Here is a 19,636-nt window from a genome sequence, read left to right on the forward strand (position 1 = left end):
CGTTCGTCACAGTGACGCATTGCCTCACAAATTCGTTGGTATTCAGCCGCACACAGCGATTAGTCGTCAGTTAACGTGACGTGCAGGCCACCAACAAGGCTAGCCACAATGTTGTAGAGGAACGCACCAATTGTTCCAATGGCTGTGAGCAATACAACATCCACTACTGCAATGATGGTGCTGAGTGAGACCACTCGGCTGAGTTCAACGTATTGCAGGATGTTGACCTCAGTCTCTTCGCCGAGGATGTCTTTAACCATTGTGTCAATCTCAGTGAAGACGTTCAGGCTGTTCAAAACGTTCCAGAACACAACCGACGCCACCACCAGCATGATCCCAAAGGCCAGTGACAGCAGTAGCGAGAACTTCATTGCTGACCACGGGTCAATACGATTCAGAGCCAAGCGGATACGCCGTGGGGCACCCAACTCTGGGCGAGGCTTCGCACCAGATGTTGCTGGGCTCATCACAGAGGAGAACTGGCTCTTTCCCTGCTGCGTTGCTGCTGGTTTCTGGTTTTCCCTATTTGGCGCGCTGCCCGAGGAAATCTTTCCTTGGACCGCAGTCGACTGTGCTGCGCCACCCTTCGTGGCCGGAGCAGGGCTTGGTGAGGCACTTGACACCTTAGCCGCCGAACCGCCCTTAACTTGGGGGCTACCTGGTCGCCCAGAACCTGAGGCTCCAGAAGAAACAGGCGCGGTTTTCGCTGCAGGAGCGGATTTCTGTGCGGCTCCCGTTGAGGTGGACCCGCTCTTACTCGCTACAGGAATGACAGGCTCCCCGACTTTCTTAGCCTGAGCTCCGGTTTTGGGTGCGAAGCTCCGTGGCTTGCCTCCGGTATCGGGCTGGGGGACAGGAGGCGATGCCTTCGATCCCTGTGACGTGTTCTTCGCGTTAGGCTGTGGACTCATGCGTTGTTCTCTTCGGCTACGGCATCGGGTGATGGGTCAGAGGCGATCGCATCGAGCACTGGGCTAACGGGTGCTTCACCATCAACGTCTTCTTCCTCATCATTCAAGGAACGTTCAACGTTGCGGGCGACAGCAATGATGCGGTCATTTTTGTCTGGTTTAGCAAAGGTAACACCTTGCGTGTTACGACCGGTACGGTTAACGCCCGAGACTGCCGAACGCACAATCTTTCCCTTCTCCATGATCACAAGAACTTCATCTTCTGGATCAGTGATGAGGGCGCCGACGAGGTGGCCGCGGTCTTCAACAAGCTTGGCAACCTTTACACCCTGGCCGCCACGCCCCTGAACTCGGTATTCGCTAATTGCTGTGCGTTTAGCAAACCCGCCGTCGGTGACAACAAAGAGGTCAGCGTCGTCCTGGACAACATCAGCGGACAGCAATTCATCGCTCTCGCTGAATTTCATTCCAATAACGCCAGAGGTACCCCTACCCATCGGGCGTAGTGTCGCATCGTCAGCGGTAAAACGGATGGACTGGCCAAGGCGAGAAATGAGGATGAGGTCATCGTCAGCATTCACTGGCATGGCCTTCACGAGTTCATCAACACTGCCGTCTTCGTACTCGCGAAGTTTAATGGCAATAAGGCCAGCAGAACGGTTAGTGTCATACTCGGACAAACGTGTCTTCTTAACCAAACCACTGCGGGTTGTGAGTACAAGGTACTCGTGGTCCTCATAGTTGCGTAGCGCCAAGACCTGAGCGATTGTTTCCCCCGGTTGGAACGCAAGCAAGTTCGCCACGTGCTGCCCCTTGGATTCGCGTGAACCCTCAGGAAGCTCATAAGCTTTCGCCCGGTACACGCGGCCGAGGTTAGTGAAGAACAACAACCAGTGGTGAGTTGTGGTCACAAAGAAGTGATCAACAATGTCATCCTCACGCAACTGGGTGCCACGGATTCCCTTTCCGCCACGCTTTTGCGCCCGGTAGTTGTCCGATCGTGTGCGCTTAACGTAACCGCCACGCGTAATGGTGACAACAACTTCTTCCTCAGCAATGAGGTCCTCCATAGAGACCTCCCCACCATAAGGAAGGACGGTGGTGCGCCGCTCATCACCGTAACGGTCAACAACATCATGTAGCTCGTTGCCAACAATGTCTCGCTGACGCTGTGGACTAGCCAAAATATCGCGGTAATCAATGATCTGACGTTCCAGTTCATTGTGTTCGTCAATGATCTTTTGACGTTCCAGCGCAGCCAGGCGTCGCAACTGGAGGTTGAGGATTGCTGTTGCCTGAATTTCATCAATGCCCAACAACTCAATCAGGCCGCTGCGAGCCTCATCAACAGTGGGAGAGCGACGGATCAGTGCAATAACCTCATCAAGGTTGTCCAACGCACGCAGGTATCCACGCAGAATGTGGATCTTGTCTTCTGCTTCTTTCAGCAAGAAAGCCGTACGCCGGGAAATCACATCAAGTTGGTGAGCAACCCAGTGGTAAATGAAAGCATCAATAGACAGCGTGCGGGGGACACCATCCACCAAAGCAAGCATGTTTGCAGAGAAGTTGTCCTGCAACTGTGTGTGCTTGTACAGGTTGTTCAACACAACCTTGGCAACGGCATCACGCTTCAGGACAACCACCAAGCGCTGTCCGGTACGCCCCGAGGTTTCATCGCGGATGTCCGCAATACCTTGAACGCGACCTTCCTTGACGAGGTCAGCGATCTTTAGCGCGAGGTTGTCAGGGTTGACTTGGTAAGGCAGCTCGGTTACAACCAAGCACTGGCGGCCTTGAATTTCTTCAACATTAACCACGGCACGCATCGTGATGGAACCACGGCCAGTGCGGTAAGCCTCTTCAATGCCAGAGCGACCCAGAATTGTTGCCCCTGTTGGGAAATCTGGACCCTTAATGCGCTGGATCAGTGCCTCACGAAGTTCTTCACGGCTGCACTCAGGGTTTTCCAAATACCACTTCACACCATCAGCAACCTCGCGGAGGTTGTGAGGCGGAATGTTTGTTGCCATACCCACCGCGATACCCGCAGAACCATTGACTAAAAGGTTCGGGAAACGCGCCGGCAAAACAGCTGGTTCTTGGGTACGACCATCGTAGTTGTCCTGGAAATCGACAGTGTTCTTGTCGATGTCCCGAACCATCTCCATAGCAATCTGTGCCATGCGTGTTTCGGTGTAACGAGGCGCAGCAGCCGGGTCATTACCCGGCGACCCAAAGTTCCCCTGCCCAGCGGCAAGTGGGTAACGCATCGTCCAATCTTGAACAAGGCGAACCAGCGTGTCATAAATAGCCGTATCACCGTGTGGGTGGTACTTACCCATCACATCACCAACAACACGGGAACACTTTGAATACGCCCGGTCAGGGCGGTACCCGCCGTCATACATTGCGTAAATAACGCGGCGGTGAACAGGCTTCAGCCCGTCACGAACCTCAGGGAGAGCACGCCCAACGATGACACTCATCGCATAGTCAAGGTACGAGCGCTGCATCTCTGTTTGCAGGTCTACCTGCTCAATGTTTCCGTGGATAATGTTCCCGCGGCCATCGGAAGAATTATCAAAATCCGGGCCGGGAATGTTTTCGTCTGTCACGATCTACCTCAAAAATCTTCCTGCGCTCTACGCATCAGGCGGGATGGGAAACGTCGGTGTCTGCGAAAGCCTCAGATATCGAGGAATCTGACATCCCGTGCGTTGCGTTGGATAAAGTTACGGCGCGATTCAACGTCCTCACCCATGAGAATCGCAAAGATCTCATCAGCAGCGGCAGCATCCTCAAGAGTCACTTGGAGCAAAGTGCGGTGCTCGGGGTCCATAGTGGTGTCCCACAACTCGGAGTAATCCATCTCTCCAAGACCCTTATACCGCTGAATACCGTTGTCCTTAGGGATGCGCTTACCAGCAGCAATACCCTCTCGAACACAGTCATCACGCTGTTTGTCAGAGAACACGTAATCATGTTCAGCATTTGTCCACTTCACGCGGTACAACGGTGGCTGAGCCAAAAACACGTGACCATGTTCAATCAATGGGCGCATGTAGCGGAACAACAACGTCAACAGCAGCGTACAAATGTGTTGACCATCAACATCAGCGTCAGCCATCAACACAATCTTGTGATACCGCAGCTTGTTGATATCGAAGTCCTCACCGATCCCGGTACCAAACGCGGTGATGAGTGCTTGAACTTCAGTGTTAGACAACGCTCGGTCAAGGCGTGCACGCTCAACGTTGAGGATCTTTCCACGCAGCGGCAGGATCGCTTGAATGTGAGGGTCGCGCCCACGCACGGCGGAACCACCTGCGGAGTCACCCTCCACAATGTAGATTTCGCATTCCGCTGGCCGGTTCGATTGGCAGTCGCGCAACTTACCTGGCATACCACCAGATTCCAACAACCCCTTACGGCGGGTTGCTTCACGTGCTTTACGTGCAGCTAATCGCGCTTGGGATGCCTGAATTGCCTTACGAATGATGTCCTTCGCTTCACCTGGGTGAGCGTCAAGCCAGTCATTCATTTTCTCGTTGACGATGGATTGCACAAAGGTACGTGCCTCAGTGTTACCCAGCTTCGTTTTGGTTTGCCCTTCAAACTGCGGTTCACCAAGTTTGATCGAAAGGACTGCAGTCAATCCTTCACGGATGTCCTCACCAGTGAGGTTGTCATCCTTTTCCTTCAAGATCCCCTTGTTACGTGCGTAACGGTTGATCAAAGAGGTCATGGCCGCACGGAAACCTTCTTCGTGTGTCCCTCCCTCAGTTGTGGAAATGGTGTTCGCGTAGGTGTGAACCGATTCTGAGTACGCGTTGGTCCACTGCATAGCAATCTCAACCGAGATACGACGTTCTTTATCCTCAGATTCGAACGCAATAACTTCGTCGTGAATGACCTCAACGCGCTTAGCGGAGTTCAAGTGACGAACGTAGTCCAACAATCCGGCATCGTATCGGAAGGTGACGGACTTGATTTTTTCGTTGGTTGGAGTGTCTTCAGAACCAGCAACCTCATCACCTGACACATCAGTGTGGTTTGGTCGTTTGTCAGTCAACGTGATACTCAGGCCCTTGTTCAAAAAAGCCATCTGCTGGAACCGCGCACGCAAGGTTTCAAAATCAAAATCAACGGTTTCAAAGATTCCACCGTCAGGCCAGAACGTTTGAGTTGTTCCTGTTTGGTCTGTTGCCTCACCCTGACGCAGTTCACCGACCGGCTTACCACCATCAGCAAATGATTGATACCAGGTGTAGCCATCACGGCGCACCACGGTTTCAACCCGCTGAGACAGTGCGTTAACCACGGAAATACCTACACCGTGAAGTCCACCGGACACCGCATAGCCGCTGCCACCAAATTTTCCACCAGCGTGAAGGATTGTCATAACCACCTCGACGGTGGGGCGGCCTTCTGTGGGGTGGATCGCCACGGGGATTCCACGGCCGTTGTCACTCACTTCAACAGCCCCGTCCTCAAGGATCGTGACGTTGATGGTGTCGCAGTAGCCGGCTAGGGCTTCATCCACTGAGTTGTCCACAACCTCATAGACAAGGTGGTGGAGTCCGCGCTCTCCGGTGGAACCGATGTACATGCCCGGACGTTTACGGACCGCCTCGAGGCCTTCAAGAACGGTGATCGCATTGGCGTCATATGAGCCTTGGTGCTGAGCCGGCTTAGTGTGCTCTACCGCTGTGCTGTTGAGTTCTGCCACGAGGGGTGGTGCTCCTAGTCATCCTGCAGGACACAACAAAGCGGCTTTACGTACTGTAGGCCGCCCTGTGGTGCTCTTGCTTGTCTTCCGGCCATCTGATGAACCGGATCGTCTAGACTATTCTACCGGAAATCGCGCGAATATCTGCGATTAAACGAGTTTTTCACAGGTGTTGTGGGGTCCCCTGTGTCTGTGTGTCTTTCATCGCGCCCAGCGGGCTTCTATGAAGCCCGCGAGAAGCCTCAAAAATGCTATCAACCCCAGGTATCTCGGGCACCTGGCCCCTTTACACGTAACCGACCACGCGAGAAACTTCCGGCATCCGGTCCAACGATTTTTAGCTCAATAACCACACCATCACCAATCACCTTGGCAATAGCCGCAAGAATGTTCGCTGTCAGGAACTTCAGCTGGGTTGCCCATGCAGTGGAGTGAGCACGCACCCGCAGGATTCCATCATCGAAGCTCTCAGCCGTTGAATTATCAGCGATATCTTTGCCAACAATCTCAGGCCAACGCGAAAGGACACCACCCACTGCTACATCGGCGTTCCATCCGCGCTCGGACAAAAGAGAACCCAACGTTTCGCCAAACAGTTGCGGATCGCGTCGAGCCCTTAATTGAGAGCCCTCAGCTTTCAGTTCATCTGCTCGGCGACGATTAGTCGGGTGTAAGCCACGCGACCGCGCAGCGGCTTGAGCTCTATTGAGCGCAAGTTTCGCCACCGCCGATGGGGGCATCAACCCATCAACCTCTGCCACACTACGCGGGCGCGGTTTTGGAAGGTCCTCAGGCGTCTCCATGCGGTTCCTCGCCACCGGATGCCCCTGTTACTTCTCTATCGGACAGGGGAGTGTCATTGTCATTACCTAGGACAACATCATCAGGTCCTGGCTGTTGGGAAGATACTGCACCCCTTGTGACATACAACGTTCTACCCACAAGTTCCTGTGGCACATCTTGGGGAACAGCAGCAGTAATGATGACCTGCCGTGCATTCGCAGCAATCGATGCAAGTTGGCGGCGGCGCTGCGAGTCCAACTCAGCAAACACATCGTCAAGAATCAGGATGGGCTCAGTGTCATCAGATGAGTCTGTCCACCAAATATCTGCGAGTTCAGCCGCCGCTGGGTTATCTTGATCCGGCCCTTGAGTCATTAACGTATATGACGCCAAGCGCATCGCTAGCGCATACGACCAACTTTCCCCGTGGCTGGCGTAACCTTTCACCGGCAGGTCATCGAGCATCTGTTCAAGGTCATCCCGGTGTGGGCCTGCAAGGCAAACACCCCGGTCGAGCTCTTTGCGCTGTGCAGCAGCTAGTGCTTCGCGGAATGCTTCTTGAATGTCCTCAACTGCAGCAACGGGGGGCAGGGGAGTGGCAAGCCAACTATTTAACGACGGGCGATACCCCAAGTGAGCAATAGACTGCGCCTGGCTCACAACGGTGTAGCTCGTGGAAATATGCGGCGCGATAGCCGCAACAATCCGCTGCCTTAGCGCAATCACTGTTGAACCAAGTTCCACAAGGCGTTCATCCCAGATCGCCAGAGAGGCGCGATCAGCTTCGTTTAGCACCGCACGGCTGGAGCCTAGGCTTTTCAAGAGGGCAGACCGCTGGCGAACAACCTTGTCATAGTCACTGAGCACAGAACGCATACGTGGGGATATCAGCACCGTTAAACCATCGAGGTATGCGCGGCGAGCGTCCGGGTCGCCTTTCACGAGGACGAGGTCTTCTGGCGCAAACAGCACTGTCTTCACGATCCCCAGCGCTGATGACGCACGGGAATGCGATCCACGATTTACCCTGGCGCGATTTGCTTTTCCGATGTTGACTTCGAGTTCGACGACTTGGGCACGTTCTCCGCGGACAACTCGCGATTTGATGATCGCTCGCTGGGCCCCAACCCGAACAAGTGCTTGATCATGAGACACACGATGGGAACCAAGAGTAGCCAGGTAACCAATCGCTTCAACCAGATTGGTTTTTCCTTGCCCGTTCCTGCCGACCAAAATATTGACGCCAGGACTCAACTCGAGATCGACATGCTCGTATGAGCGATAGTCGAGGAGTGAAAGGTGAGAGACATACATGTCATCTACTCCGAGAAACGCCAATGGGCTGGGGATGTTTCACGTGAAACATCCCCAGCCCATTGGTCTTGCGTAGAGCTTTAGTTTGCAAAGCGGATGGGGACGAGCAAATAGCGGTAGTGCTTCGAGTCTTCGCCATCGAGCGATTCTTGTCCCGTGAACTCAACTGGCTTGTTCGGGTGTGTGAAAGACAGACGGACAAAGTCTGTCCCCAGTGCGTTAAGCCCATCGAGGAGGAACTGCGGATTAAAGGCAACCGAAATCTCTTCACCAACAAGCGTTGACTCCAACGCTTCTGAAGCTTGCGCGTCATCGCCTTGCCCTGCATCAAGAATGACTTGACCTTCAGCGAAGTTGAGGCGGATCGGTGTGTTCCGCTCAGCAACGAGCGCGACACGTCGAGCTGCATCGATCAGTGGTTGCGTCGCCACGACAGCGTGAATGGGTGTTTCGTCAGGGAAGAGTCGGCGTACGTGTGGGTAATCGCCGTCAACTAGCAGGGAGGTCGTGTGGCGTCCACCGGCTTCAAAACCGATCATATCCACCCCATTGCCTACAGAAAGGGCAACGTTTACCTCGCCTGATGATCCAAGCGACTTGGAGACATCATTGAGGGTTCGCGCCCGAACGAGAGCAACTGTGGAAATCTCTGGGGAGGTTGGGCTCCATGTCAGTTCGCGCAGAGCAAGGCGGTAGCGATCAGTGGCGAGCAAAGTGATCTTTTCGCCTTCAATTTCGATGCGCACACCAGTCAGCAACGGGAGCGTGTCATCACGGCTCGCAGCAACTGTTACCTGGGAAACTGCTGCAGTCATCTCTTGACCGTCAACAACACCAGTTAGTTCAGGCATGAGAGGCAGAGACGGATACTCGTCCACAGGCATCGTTAGCAGGCTGAACCGTGAAGCTCCGCAGACGACTGAAACTTTCGTGCCCTCTACGGAGAAGTCCACAGGCTTATTGGGCAGGGACTTGGAGATCTCAGCAAGAAGCTTCCCGGAAACCAAGATTGTTCCTGCTTCAGAGACATCCGCTGGAATTTCAGCTCGGGCTGAAACTTCATAGTCGAAGGATGCGAGATTGAGAATGCCCTCTTGAGTTGCCTCAATGCGAACTCCAGCAAGTACTGGAGCAGGCGGGCGATTGGGGAGTGTGCGAGCAGTCCAGGTGACAGCCTCAGCTAGTACATCGCGTTCAACCCGGAACTTCATTCGCTCTCCCTCCATCGGCTCAGGTGTATCAGCGGTGAGCCACAGTGTTTATATCGACGCTCAGTCTAGTCAACATAGATCATCTCATGCATTAGTAGGTTTGCCTGCGCTGAACTGGCCGTTGTGTCGAGGCGATATCCACAGCACTTGCACACAGGTGTGGATGTGTGTCAGGAGACATCGAGCTCCATCGCCCTCACAGCCCTTCGAAGGTGTTCGCCTCTTCTAGTTATCAATGGTTAGTAGTCATAGTAGGTCCTGTGGATACTGTGGAAAACCGCTGTTTGCCTTGTCATATCAACAGTTCTGCCTGTGGGTGAACAGGGGGACAACTTGTGGATAGAAAATGCGCGTTGTGGACGAGGAAAAGTTATTCATTGCGTTTCCACAGATCAGGGGGTCGTCATACACAGGTCTGAGGAGTTATCCACCTGTTATCAACATGTTTGTCAACAGGTGTGGAAAAGTGGCCCATTCTTGTGCACAGAGATGTGGATGAAAAGCTAGGGATGGCACAGAGAAAGGGCGGGAGAACCGCGCAATTTCGGTTCTCCCGCCCTTCTCCACAGGTTGTTGACAGAGTGTTGTCCACAGGTTGTGGATGCTGTGGACTACCCGCGATGCTGTTGTTTGATGCGGCTCGTCAGTTCGGTGACTTGGTTGTAGATTGAGCGCCGTTCAGCCATCTGTTCAGCGATTTTTCGATTGGCGTGCATCACAGTTGTGTGATCACGGCCACCAAATTGAGCGCCAATTTTTGGGAGAGATAGGTCGGTAAGCTCCCGACAAAGGTACATAGCGATCTGGCGTGCAGTGACAAGCACACGTGATCGGGATGCACCGCAGAGATCCTCGATGGTCAGCCCAAAATATGCCGCAGTTTGCGCAATCACTGAAGATGCGGTGATCTGCGAGGCTTCATCATCATCGGTAATGAGGTCTTTGAGGACAATTTCCGCTAGAGCCAGGTCAACGGGCTGACGGTTCAAGTTGGCGAAAGCCGTAACCCGAATCAACGCACCTTCGAGTTCACGGATGTTCGAGGAAATTTTCGACGCAATGTACTCCAAGACGTCATCTGGAGCAGCGAGCCTCTCGCCAGCCGCCTTTTTGCGCAGAATTGCGATACGCGTTTCGAGGTCAGGAGGCTGAACATCAGTGATAAGACCCCACTCGAACCGTGATCGAAGACGATCCTCAAAACCAGCTAGTTGCTTAGGCGGCAGGTCTGAGGTGATGACTACTTGCTTGTTGGCATTGTGGAGGGCATTAAACGTATGGAAGAACTCTTCCATCGTCGCTTCTTTGCCTTGAAGAAACTGGATGTCATCGATCAAAAGAAAGTCGACTTCACGGTGGCGCCGTTGGAAGGCACCGGCACGCTCATCACGAATGGAGTTGATGAAGTCGTTGGTGAACTCCTCCGAATTCACATACTTCACCTTTGCATGTGGATAAAGATTGAGAGCGTAGTTACCAATCGCGTGTAGCAGGTGGGTTTTCCCCAGGCCAGAACCACCATAGATAAAGAGGGGACTGTAGGCCTTGGCCGGCGCTTCAGCAACAGCGACAGCGGCGGCATGGGCAAATCGGTTAGATGCACCAATAACGAAGGTTTCAAAAATGTACTTTGGATTAAGCCTGTTGCCTTCGTCTGCAGATTTCACAGGAACAGGCTCGCGATCAACAAGTGAAGGTGTTGACTCGTGACGCGTTTCTGCTGGTGGAACGGGCTGTTGAACAAAATCTGGTTCTGGTGCCCGCTCAAGCTCTGGATTGACAGTGACTGCCAGATGAATCTGCTTACCAACCGCGCGTGAAATTGCCTCAGTCAGTTCTTGGCGGCCTCGCCGTTCGAAGAAATCTCGCTGACCGTCATTGGCCACACCAACGATTGCTGTTTGATCGAGAAATCCCATCAGACGGGTGCCGCGGAGAAGGGCAATCAACCGTGGAGTTGAATCCTGACTTCCTTCGAGGTCCGTCACGATTGATTCCCACAAAGTTGTTAGGGATTCATCTTGAGTCGTCACGGACAGTCCTTCTCACAGAGGTGTTCAAAGTTGTGGATTATTTCATCAACAGGGTTGTGGATAATTCACAGGCGGGCGATGATCAGTGTCCCACAAGAGGGGTCATCCACAAAGTTATCCACAGCCTGTGCGTAGTGCGTTCTCGTAGCGTAGTCCTTGTATTTGCGCGGTTCAACAGGTCACAGGTAATCTCATCGATGTAGTTTCAACAGGAGTCGGTTGGCCATCTTGGTCAATATCACAGTTATCCACAGTTGCGCGCCTCACCCTGTGGATTTCTTTTCTCTCAGAGCGATTATCCACAGCTGACGTTTGGGGTGTGGAAGTGCTGGGTGACCATGAACACAGCGGTCGCATGCCCAGAATATTTGACCCAGAGCCCTCGTTTGGCGTACCGTTTTAGGGTTGTTTCAGATGCTTCTGCCCGCCCGAAAACCGGGCTTTTACGACGCAGAGTTCCTGATCCTCAGGGAAGACTGAAACACACTTAGACCACCGTGCGTATCCGTGAGGCCACGCACTGAGAACCTTTGGAGAAACTCGTGAGCAAGCGGACTTACCAGCCGAACAACCGGCGTCGCGCAAAGACCCACGGCTTCCGTCTGCGTATGCGTACCCGCGCAGGGCGCGCAATCCTCGGAGCACGCCGCCGTAAGGGCCGCGCTGAACTCACCGTCTGACAGCGGTGTTACCTTCTGCGCACCGCATCCGCAGCTCGGACCAATTTGGTCTAGCAGTACGCCGCGGGGTGCGCGCAGGAAAATCGACCATGGTGGTCCATCTTGCCTCGAACGCTGAGGCGCCAGATGCACCGCCATCGGTCGGTTTTGTTGTATCTAAAGCAGTTGGGAATGCAGTCACTCGCAATCTCGTCAAACGACGACTGAGGGCGATTACACGAGAACGTTTACCTCGTCTAACTCCTGGTGAGTTGCTAGTTGTTCGTGCGCTACCGCATGCCTCGTTGGCTTCGTTTGACCAGCTTGGTCAAGACTTCGATCGCCTTTTGGTGACCTGCCAACACAAAAAAGCCAAGGTGAGAAGCTGATGACAACATGGACCAAGGTTCCTCGACGATCCTTGCTCGCAGTCATTGGCTTTTACCAACGCTATATATCGATCCTCACGGGACCTACTTGTCGCTATCACCCGAGTTGCTCTAGTTACGCGAAGACTGCCATTGAAGTTCATGGTGCGGGACGTGGAACTGTGTTAGCAGCATGGAGATTGATGAGGTGCGTACCGTGGACCCCTGGAGGGATCGATGATGTTCCTCCAGCCCGCACAGAACAACAGCAGGCACCCAGGGATAACGCATAACCCAAGTGACTGCCTGACCTCGATCGCGCACAAGATAAGAAGTAGTGCTCAGGCACGGGAGTAGACAGTGGATTTCTTTGTAATTCTTAAGCCTATTGAATGGGCTGTGGCATGGATTATGTATCTATGTCACAAATTCTTCGTCTTCCTTGGTCTCCCTGATGGTGAGGGCGTCGCATGGATCTTCTCGGTAATCGGGTTGACCATCGTCATCCGTATCATCATCATCCCGCTGTTCTTCAAGCAGATCAAAGCATCCCGAGCGATGCAGATGATTCAGCCTGAGCTACAAGCAATTCAGAAGAAGTACAAAAACCGTACTGACCCCGCATCTCGTGAAGCAATGGGGCGCGAGACAATGGGGCTGTACTCCAAGCACGGCACGAACCCACTGGCGTCGTGCATGCCCATTCTGTTACAAACCCCAATCTTCTTCGCTCTATTCCGTGTTCTTAACGGAATGAACAACATTGCCACTGGTGAGAGTTCAAGCATTGGGCCTATTGACCAGGGCGTTGCTCAGCAGATTGAGAACTCCGAGTTGTTCGGTGCGAGCCTGTCATCAACGTTCCTGCACCAGCCGACGGATACCAACACTAAAATCGTTTCGGCGATTCTCATCGTCCTGATGTGTGCCACGCTCTACATCACCCAGCGACAGCTGACGATGAAGAACATGCCAGCTTCTGCGCTGCAAGGCCCGATGGCCCAGACGCAGAAAATTATGCTCTACCTCATCCCTGGGATGATGGCTATCTCCGGAGTGAACTTCCCCATTGGTGTGTTGATCTACTGGGTTGTTTCCAACTTGTGGTCCACTGGTCAACAGTTCTACACCATCAACCGCATGCCTACACCTGGTTCAGAAGCAGAGAAGCGCCTGAACGAACGTAATGCGCGCAAGGCGGCTAAAAAGGGCATCGTCATTGAAGAGCCTGAGAAGCCAACTGTTATCCAGCCGCGTGGACAACGCGAACAGCCTCAGCGCAAGAAGCGCAAGAAGCGCAAAAAATAGAGACTTGACCACTGGTAACTGAGGAGCACAACATGGGATCAGCACAGCAGCTTGATCGCAAGCGCGTTGCACAACTTGAAGAAGAGGGTGACGTCGCAGCAGATTATCTTGAAGAATTGCTCGATATCGCTGACCTCGATGGTGACATCGAGATTGATGTTGAACACGACCGTGCGTCTGTCGCCATCATTGCGGACGACAGCGCATCTATTCGCCACCTCGTTGGCCGCGAAGGTGAAGTTCTTGAGGCTCTTCAGGAGCTTGCGCGGCTAGCCGTTCAAGCTAAAACTGGGGAACGTAGCCGACTGATGTTGGACGTTGCCGGGTACCGCGCAGGGCGCCGTGAAGAACTCACTGCACTGGCAAATGACGCGATCGCCAAGGTTCAATCAACTGGTCGTGCCATTGCTCTGGAACCACTCAACGCCTTTGAGCGCAAAGTGGTGCACGACGTCGTGACGGATGCTGGTCTAACCAGTGAGTCACACGGTGTCGATCCTGATCGGTACATTGAGATCTCACCAGCTCAGTAATTATTTGCATCACAAGAGGCTCGCATGACTATGCGGGCCTTTTGTGTTGGAGAAAGGAAGTGGAGCGTGGACGCTCATTTGGATGAAGCTGTTGTACGAGAGTACTTCGGAGAATCATGGGAACGCGTCAACGCGTTCGCTGAAATACTCGGTGCCGAGGGGGAGGTGCGCGGCCTCATCGGTCCGCGTGAATTAGACCGGTTATGGGATCGACACATTCTGAATTCAGCGGCGGTTGTCCCATACCTTCCCGTGCAGGGAAGCGTGGCAGATCTTGGTAGTGGAGCGGGGCTCCCCGGACTAGTGATCGCTTGTATGCTCCCGGATGTACACGTGCGATTGATTGAACCCATGGAACGTCGCTGTGCCTGGCTTACCGAAGCAATTGACCACGTGGGCCTCACTTCGGTTGAGGTGCTGCGTGGGCGGGCTGAAGAGTTCCATGGCGCTTTCACAGTGTCAGCGGTAACTGCACGGGCAGTTGCTGCACTCGACAAACTATCGCGCTGGGCTGTTCCTCTCCTTGAATCAGGCGGCGAACTAGTTGTGTTGAAGGGGCGATCGGTGGAACAGGAAATAGAACCAGCACGGAAGGTGCTTCGTAAGTTTAAGATGTCGGAGCCGGAGATCTTAGAAGCAAGAACGATTGATGCTGTTGAAGCCACGACAGTTGTGCGTTCCGTGCGGGGGTGACGCACTGTAGTTATACAGCCGATGTGACCGTAATCCTGGCGGCTGGCTCGCTCGCTGACTGAGGGCAGTGAATGTTTCACGTGAAACATTCACTGCCCTCAGTCGTCTCTAGATTCATTGTGAATCAGTGGACCATAGACGAGGAGGGTGCTGCTCGGGAAAACGAGTTGAAGAAAACTCCCAACAGATGACTGCGTATTACTTCAATGCACAGTATCGTTGAGTTACTGCACGATGCGATGATGCGCCGAGCGCCCGTCCGCTCAGCCTCTCGACGTCGTGACACCTAGTGCCGACGGCGTTGGGATTGTTGTGAGAAGCGCAGAGGGTTGCATGGTCTGCACTGGCTACACGTTGGAGAATCTGACAGCGTTGCCCCCACCCCTCAAGAGATACAAGGATCGAGAACGTTGTGAGTAGCATCCCCGATATCGACGATTCCACGCCACTTGCTGCACAGTTGGCTGAGGACACAAGGCGTCGTCTCACGTTACAAGGCCTTCAGTACCCACGACCTGACAAGACTCGGATCGTCACGGTTGCGAACCAGAAGGGGGGAGTGGGGAAGACCACGTCAACGGTCAATCTTGCAGCAGCGATGGCCCAAGGTGGCCTCAATGTTCTTGTCATTGACTCCGACCCCCAGGGAAACGCATCAACAGCGTTGGGTATTGACCACCGTTCCGGGGTTCCGTCTATTTACGATGTGCTCGTTGAGGAACGTCCGTTGGGGGAGACCGTTGTTCAATGCCCGGAGTTCCCAAACCTTCTTGTTGTTCCAGCAACGATTGATCTCTCCGGCGCAGAAATCGAACTGGTCTCACTTGTTTCACGTGAAACAAGACTGCGCAGAGCACTGGATCAGTACATCGAGGAAAGAGAAAACCAAGGTCTTTCTCGGTTGGACTATGTCTTTGTTGACTGCCCACCCAGCCTCGGGCTCCTGACAGTGAACGCATTTGTGACTGGCCGCGAAGTCCTCATTCCCATTCAGTGTGAGTACTACGCCCTTGAAGGTTTGAGTCAGCTACTGAAAACTATCGAGATGATTCAGTCTCACCTCAACCGTGAATTACACGTCTCCACGATTCTGCTGACGATGTATGACGGTCGGACAAACCTGGCTCAGCAAGTTGTCCGTGAAGTCCGGGAGCACTTTGGGCGGCAAACACTGGAGACATCGATTCCCAGATCGGTCCGAGTGTCCGAAGCGCCGTCCTATGGGCAAACTGTTGTTTCGTATGAACCGACATCGACGGGCGCTCTTGCTTATCGGCAAGCTGCCTTTGAGATGGCATCTAAGCGTCAGCACGACCAGTGACGACCCAGTCGTCGAAGAAAGGTGACAACAGATCGATGAGTGAGAAAAAGCGAGGACTGGGTCGCGGCTTGGGTGCCCTCATTCCCACGGCTGCCGAGAACGAGCGACCAGTAGATGTCTTCTTCCCAGACAACCGCTCACCAGAAGAAGCATCAAACCGTACGCCTAGCCTCCTATCGCACGGTGCGCGTGAGGTGCTGCAAGCACCACCGCGGCGCCGTGCGCAGCAGACACCGGTGTCCGCTGCCGTACAGGTTGACGACGCACAACTCACTTCAGATGCGCTAGCACCGCCAACCTCAAAGCGGCGTGCGCAGAGTGTTTCACGTGAAACAGAGCTTGTTCCTGTTCCTGGTGCGCGGTTTGCTGAGTTGCCAATTGACGCGATCATCCCTAACCCGCGCCAGCCACGGGTCAACTTTGATGAAGGCGAACTAGAGGAACTGGTTGGTTCCATTCGTGAAATTGGTGTTCTTCAACCTATCGTTGTGCGGCAGCGCGACGATTCTGGTTATGAACTCATCATGGGTGAACGGCGTTGGCGAGCATCGCAAGAAGCTGGATTGACGGCTATTCCAGCCATCATTCGGGAAACCGATGACTCAGCAATGCTTCGCGATGCACTGCTCGAAAACCTTCACCGTAGTGCGTTGAATCCACTAGAAGAGGCGGCAGCATACCGACAACTTCTTGATGACTTTGGATGCACACACGAAGATCTTGCAGCTCGTATTTCTCGCTCGCGGCCCCAGATCTCGAACACACTGAGGCTTTTGAATCTACCCCCGCTCGTGCAGCGTCGGGTGGCAGCAGGGGTGTTGAGTGCAGGGCACGCACGCGCACTTTTGGGGCTGACAGACTCTTCGGACATGGAAAAGTTGGCGCAGCGAATTGTCTCAGAAGGTTTGTCGGTCCGTGCCACTGAGGAAGCGGTTGCAGTGAGAGGCGATGGTGATTCGCCACGTGCGCCTCGCCGTCGTGTTGTTGAGCGCAACGAAATTGTTGAGAACCTCGCTTCTCGTTTGTCTGATCGTTTTGACACACGCGTGAAGGTGAACATGGGCCGGTCTAAGGGACGGCTCACTGTTGAGTTCGCGACGCTCGAAGATTTAGATCGGATTCTCGCAATGATGGCTCCGGAGGAGACCGGCACGGTCGCTCCCGTCAAGGAATCCTGAATCATCACATTACATAACAAATCGGACTCACAAAACAGGGCCTCTGAGTGACATTCTCACTACCCCGTGGATGATTCCCCATAGGGGACTAAAAGTGCCCTCCACAAGCAAATCTGGACGTTTTTGCCCCGACTTTCAGGGAAAAACGTCCAGATTTGCTTGTTTCAAGAATCAAAACTACACCTGCATCAACGAACTAGGTGTCCTAGGCGTCAACGGGTTCTTCAGCATAATTACCGATAGCTGAACGCACCCATTGGCTGTACACCTGAGCAAGATGCGCTCCTGAGGCGACAACACTCTGCGGCAAAAGAGAAGTCTCAGTCATACCCGGTGCCACATTTACTTCCAAGAACCACGGCACACCATGTTCATCAACGATCAGGTCAGTGCGAGAGATATCACGCAACCCCAAAGCGCGGTGAGCGGTGATGGCTGCTGCGGAAGCGGCATCGGAAACCTCAGAGCTAAGGCGAGCCGGGGTGAAGTACTGTGTGCGCCCAGGGTTGTACCGGGCATCGTAGTCGTAAGGACCCTCTGTAACGATCTCTACAGCGGGAAGAGCGGTGAGGACCCGTTCACCATCTTCGATGCTCTCAGACACCGACACAGCGATCTCGGTTCCAGTGATCGCTTGTTCAACAAGCGCTAGGTCACCATATGCAAAGCAGTTAACGAGGGCTTGCGGCAATTGCTCAACACGAGTCACCAAGGTGACACCAAGCGCCGACCCGCCTTGCGCTGGTTTCACCACTAGGGGTAGTCCCAATTTTGAGGAGATCGCATCCATCATGGAACGCGCCCCAAGTTCACGGAACAGACTCTGAGGCAGCGTCACATACGAGGGCGTTTGGATTCCCATAGCAGCGAGTACCGCCTTGGCAACGGGCTTGTTCCATGCCACACGGGTTTCCCGTGGGCGCGTGCCGAGGTATGGGACATCAAGAAGTTCGAGAACGTCACGCACTGAGCCATCTTCACCGCTTGCCCCGTGCAGCAGCGGCCACACCAGGTCGGGGCGGCGTTCGGTGAGCCGTGGAATGAGTTGGGCATCAACGTCGAAAACGGAAACTTCGATGCCCGTGCTGCGCAGTGCTTCAGCAACTCGGCGCCCTGAGCGCAGGGAAACATCGCGTTCGTGGGAGAGCCCACCGGCGAGGATAACGACGTAAGGTGTTGAACTGCTCATGCGATATCCGGTCCTGGTGCGTCGACGTCTGTTACATCATCAAGTTGGGGTGAGGTGCCGAAAAGTTCGACGGCTTCACGCTCTTGGCTGACTACTGCTGCGAGCCTGCGTATGCCCTCACGGATGTTCTCTTCCGTGGGGTAGCAGAAACTTAACCGCATGTGGTCTGCGCCGGTGCCGTCGTAGTAGAAAGCTGTACCGGGGACGTAGGCAACACGACCAGTGACGGCTCGAGGGAGCATCGATTTAGAGTCGAGGCCTGGTGGCAGTTTCACCCAGGTGTAGAAACCGCCCTCAGGAACGTTCCACGATGCTTCTGGCAGATGCTCGCTCAACGCTGAGATCATCGCGTCACGACGGCGACGGTACATCTGTTGGAATTCTTTGATTTGGCCCTGCCAGTCACAGTTTTCCAAGTACGCCGAGATTGCCAGCTGTGAAGCATGGGAGGGGCAAAGAATCGCTGACTCGGCGGCGAGGACAAGTTTTTCTCGCACCGCGTGCGGGGCGACCGCCCAACCGATTCGGAAGCCGGGGGCAAACGTTTTGGAGAAGGACCCCAGGTAGATGATGCCGTCTTCGTCGAAAGATCGCATGGCTGGGATAGGTTCTTTATCGAAACCGAGGAGCCCGTAGGGGTTGTCTTCGATGATGAGAACACCGTAGCGGTGACAGATGTCAATAATCTGGTGGCGGCGCTCCAGGGAGATAGTGACGCCAGCGGGGTTGTGAAAGTTGGGGATGGTGTAGAGGAACTTCACAGTGCGCCCGGCAGCTGCTAGTTCGCGGAATGTTTCTTCTAACCGCTCTGGGATAAGACCGTGTGCGTCAATGGGAACGTGCGCGACGTCAGCTTCGTAGGAACGAAAAACTGAGAGGGCACCAACGTAGGAGGGGGCCTCAGCGACAATGACATCGCCGGGATTTATGAAGATGCGGGTGACAAGATCAAGGGCCTGTTGGGAGCCGGTTGTTACAACAACATCGTCGGGGTGAGCAGAGATACCTTCGAGGCGCATCACATCAAGGATCTGCTCACGGAGTTTCTCATGCCCCTGACCGGAGCCGTATTGCAAGGCGACAAGGCCATCATGCAGGACAACATCCGCAACGGTTTTGGAGATGATATCCATCGGAAGGTCAGCAAGGTTGGGCATCCCACCGGCGAGTGAAACAACTTCTGGCCGGTTCGCGACCGCAAATAACGCTCGAACTTCAGACGCTCGCATGTTGTGCGCGCGCTGCGCATAGGAGCCGAACCAAGGATCGAGGCGTGTTCCCTTACTGGGAGGTTTTTGAGCGGTCACACTTTTAGTGTCGCACGCATCATCTGCAAAGTCGCACAGCGCTCTGGTGTCGATTCACAATATGGACCGCTTCACAACATTGACACAGAAACGTCA

General features: G+C 54.1%; 17 protein-coding genes. 8 read left to right on the forward strand and 9 right to left on the reverse strand.

All coding sequences use genetic code 11. The features are described 5' to 3' along the window. Positions 1 to 59 precede the first annotated feature (59 nt). From G538_RS18260 to dnaA, 7 genes are all read right to left on the reverse strand, one after another. The gene (locus tag G538_RS18260) at positions 60 to 911 is read right to left on the reverse strand and encodes a DUF3566 domain-containing protein (RefSeq protein ID WP_245566766.1); all 852 of its coding nucleotides are present in this window, start codon (positions 909 to 911) and stop codon (positions 60 to 62) included. Continuing rightward, entirely contained in the window at positions 908 to 3,529 is a 2,622-nt protein-coding gene (gene gyrA, locus G538_RS0102180; protein WP_029068019.1) for a DNA gyrase subunit A, read from the reverse strand. Before gyrA ends, G538_RS18260 begins: the two co-directional genes overlap by 4 nt. 71 nt (positions 3,530 to 3,600) lie before the next feature. Further along, positions 3,601 to 5,643: a DNA topoisomerase (ATP-hydrolyzing) subunit B gene (gene gyrB, locus G538_RS0102185; protein WP_029068020.1), complete on the reverse strand. Its 2,043-nt coding sequence runs from the start codon at positions 5,641 to 5,643 to the stop codon at positions 3,601 to 3,603. 254 nt (positions 5,644 to 5,897) lie between these two features. Beyond that, entirely contained in the window at positions 5,898 to 6,446 is a 549-nt protein-coding gene (locus tag G538_RS0102190) for a DciA family protein (RefSeq protein WP_084617976.1), read from the reverse strand. Continuing rightward, the gene (gene recF / locus G538_RS14655) at positions 6,433 to 7,740 is read right to left on the reverse strand and encodes a DNA replication/repair protein RecF (protein WP_084617978.1); all 1,308 of its coding nucleotides are present in this window, start codon (positions 7,738 to 7,740) and stop codon (positions 6,433 to 6,435) included. The genes G538_RS0102190 and recF overlap by 14 nt, the downstream gene beginning before the upstream one ends. 80 nt (positions 7,741 to 7,820) lie before the next feature. After that, entirely contained in the window at positions 7,821 to 8,951 is a 1,131-nt protein-coding gene (gene dnaN, locus G538_RS0102200) for a DNA polymerase III subunit beta (protein WP_029068022.1), read from the reverse strand. Positions 8,952 to 9,562: 611 nt separating this feature from the next. After that, positions 9,563 to 10,984: a chromosomal replication initiator protein DnaA gene (gene dnaA, locus G538_RS0102205; protein WP_029068023.1), complete on the reverse strand. Its 1,422-nt coding sequence runs from the start codon at positions 10,982 to 10,984 to the stop codon at positions 9,563 to 9,565. A 542-nt stretch (positions 10,985 to 11,526) separates the two neighbouring features. Between dnaA and rpmH the strand changes: the two genes are divergently transcribed. From rpmH to G538_RS0102235, 8 genes are all read left to right on the forward strand, one after another. Then, positions 11,527 to 11,664 (forward strand): 50S ribosomal protein L34, encoded by a 138-nt coding sequence (rpmH, locus tag G538_RS17650; RefSeq protein WP_084617980.1) that lies wholly within the window; start codon positions 11,527 to 11,529, stop codon positions 11,662 to 11,664. 5 nt (positions 11,665 to 11,669) lie between these two features. Continuing rightward, positions 11,670 to 12,032, forward strand: coding sequence for a ribonuclease P protein component (gene rnpA / locus G538_RS17655; RefSeq protein ID WP_084617982.1), 363 nt, complete (start codon positions 11,670 to 11,672; stop codon positions 12,030 to 12,032). Continuing rightward, complete coding sequence (yidD, locus tag G538_RS17660) at positions 12,032 to 12,304, forward strand: membrane protein insertion efficiency factor YidD (protein ID WP_084617984.1); 273 nt, start codon at positions 12,032 to 12,034, stop codon at positions 12,302 to 12,304. Before rnpA ends, yidD begins: the two co-directional genes overlap by 1 nt. A gap of 67 nt (positions 12,305 to 12,371) precedes the next feature. Beyond that, a complete protein-coding gene (gene yidC, locus G538_RS0102215; protein ID WP_029068024.1) occupies positions 12,372 to 13,319 on the forward strand; it encodes a membrane protein insertase YidC in 948 nt (315 codons plus the stop codon). A 32-nt stretch (positions 13,320 to 13,351) separates the two neighbouring features. Further along, on the forward strand, positions 13,352 to 13,852 hold the full coding sequence (locus G538_RS0102220) for a Jag family protein (RefSeq protein ID WP_029068025.1): 501 nt from the start codon (positions 13,352 to 13,354) through the stop codon (positions 13,850 to 13,852). Between the two features lie 66 nt (positions 13,853 to 13,918). After that, a complete protein-coding gene (gene rsmG / locus G538_RS0102225; RefSeq protein ID WP_035832768.1) occupies positions 13,919 to 14,545 on the forward strand; it encodes a 16S rRNA (guanine(527)-N(7))-methyltransferase RsmG in 627 nt (208 codons plus the stop codon). A gap of 412 nt (positions 14,546 to 14,957) precedes the next feature. Next, a complete protein-coding gene (locus G538_RS0102230) occupies positions 14,958 to 15,866 on the forward strand; it encodes a ParA family protein (RefSeq protein WP_281170245.1) in 909 nt (302 codons plus the stop codon). A gap of 35 nt (positions 15,867 to 15,901) precedes the next feature. Beyond that, complete coding sequence (locus tag G538_RS0102235) at positions 15,902 to 17,044, forward strand: ParB/RepB/Spo0J family partition protein (RefSeq protein WP_029068028.1); 1,143 nt, start codon at positions 15,902 to 15,904, stop codon at positions 17,042 to 17,044. A 205-nt stretch (positions 17,045 to 17,249) separates the two neighbouring features. Here G538_RS0102235 and G538_RS14660 read toward each other — a convergent pair whose 3' ends face one another. After that, a complete protein-coding gene (locus G538_RS14660) occupies positions 17,250 to 18,233 on the reverse strand; it encodes a D-alanine--D-alanine ligase family protein (protein ID WP_035832770.1) in 984 nt (327 codons plus the stop codon). After that, positions 18,230 to 19,540, reverse strand: coding sequence for an aminotransferase-like domain-containing protein (locus G538_RS0102245; RefSeq protein ID WP_029068029.1), 1,311 nt, complete (start codon positions 19,538 to 19,540; stop codon positions 18,230 to 18,232). Before G538_RS0102245 ends, G538_RS14660 begins: the two co-directional genes overlap by 4 nt. Positions 19,541 to 19,636 lie beyond the last annotated feature (96 nt).

Source organism: Jonesia quinghaiensis DSM 15701 (assembly GCF_000423205.1).
Lineage (GTDB): Bacteria > Actinomycetota > Actinomycetes > Actinomycetales > Cellulomonadaceae > Jonesia > Jonesia quinghaiensis.

What these genes read in the sequence shown, in the direction of transcription:
- yidD (WP_084617984.1), top strand. Translation starts at nt 12,032, where the DNA reads ATGACAACATGGACCAAGGTTCCTCGACGATCCTTGCTCGCAGTCATT.
- dnaN (WP_029068022.1), bottom strand. Translation starts at nt 8,951, where the DNA reads ATGAAGTTCCGGGTTGAACGCGATGTACTAGCTGAGGCTGTCACCTGG.
- G538_RS0102220 (WP_029068025.1), top strand. Translation starts at nt 13,352, where the DNA reads ATGGGATCAGCACAGCAGCTTGATCGCAAGCGCGTTGCACAACTTGAA.
- G538_RS0102235 (WP_029068028.1), top strand. Translation starts at nt 15,902, where the DNA reads ATGAGTGAGAAAAAGCGAGGACTGGGTCGCGGCTTGGGTGCCCTCATT.
- G538_RS18260 (WP_245566766.1), bottom strand. Translation starts at nt 911, where the DNA reads ATGAGTCCACAGCCTAACGCGAAGAACACGTCACAGGGATCGAAGGCA.
- G538_RS0102190 (WP_084617976.1), bottom strand. Translation starts at nt 6,446, where the DNA reads ATGGAGACGCCTGAGGACCTTCCAAAACCGCGCCCGCGTAGTGTGGCA.
- recF (WP_084617978.1), bottom strand. Translation starts at nt 7,740, where the DNA reads ATGTATGTCTCTCACCTTTCACTCCTCGACTATCGCTCATACGAGCAT.
- G538_RS14660 (WP_035832770.1), bottom strand. Translation starts at nt 18,233, where the DNA reads ATGAGCAGTTCAACACCTTACGTCGTTATCCTCGCCGGTGGGCTCTCC.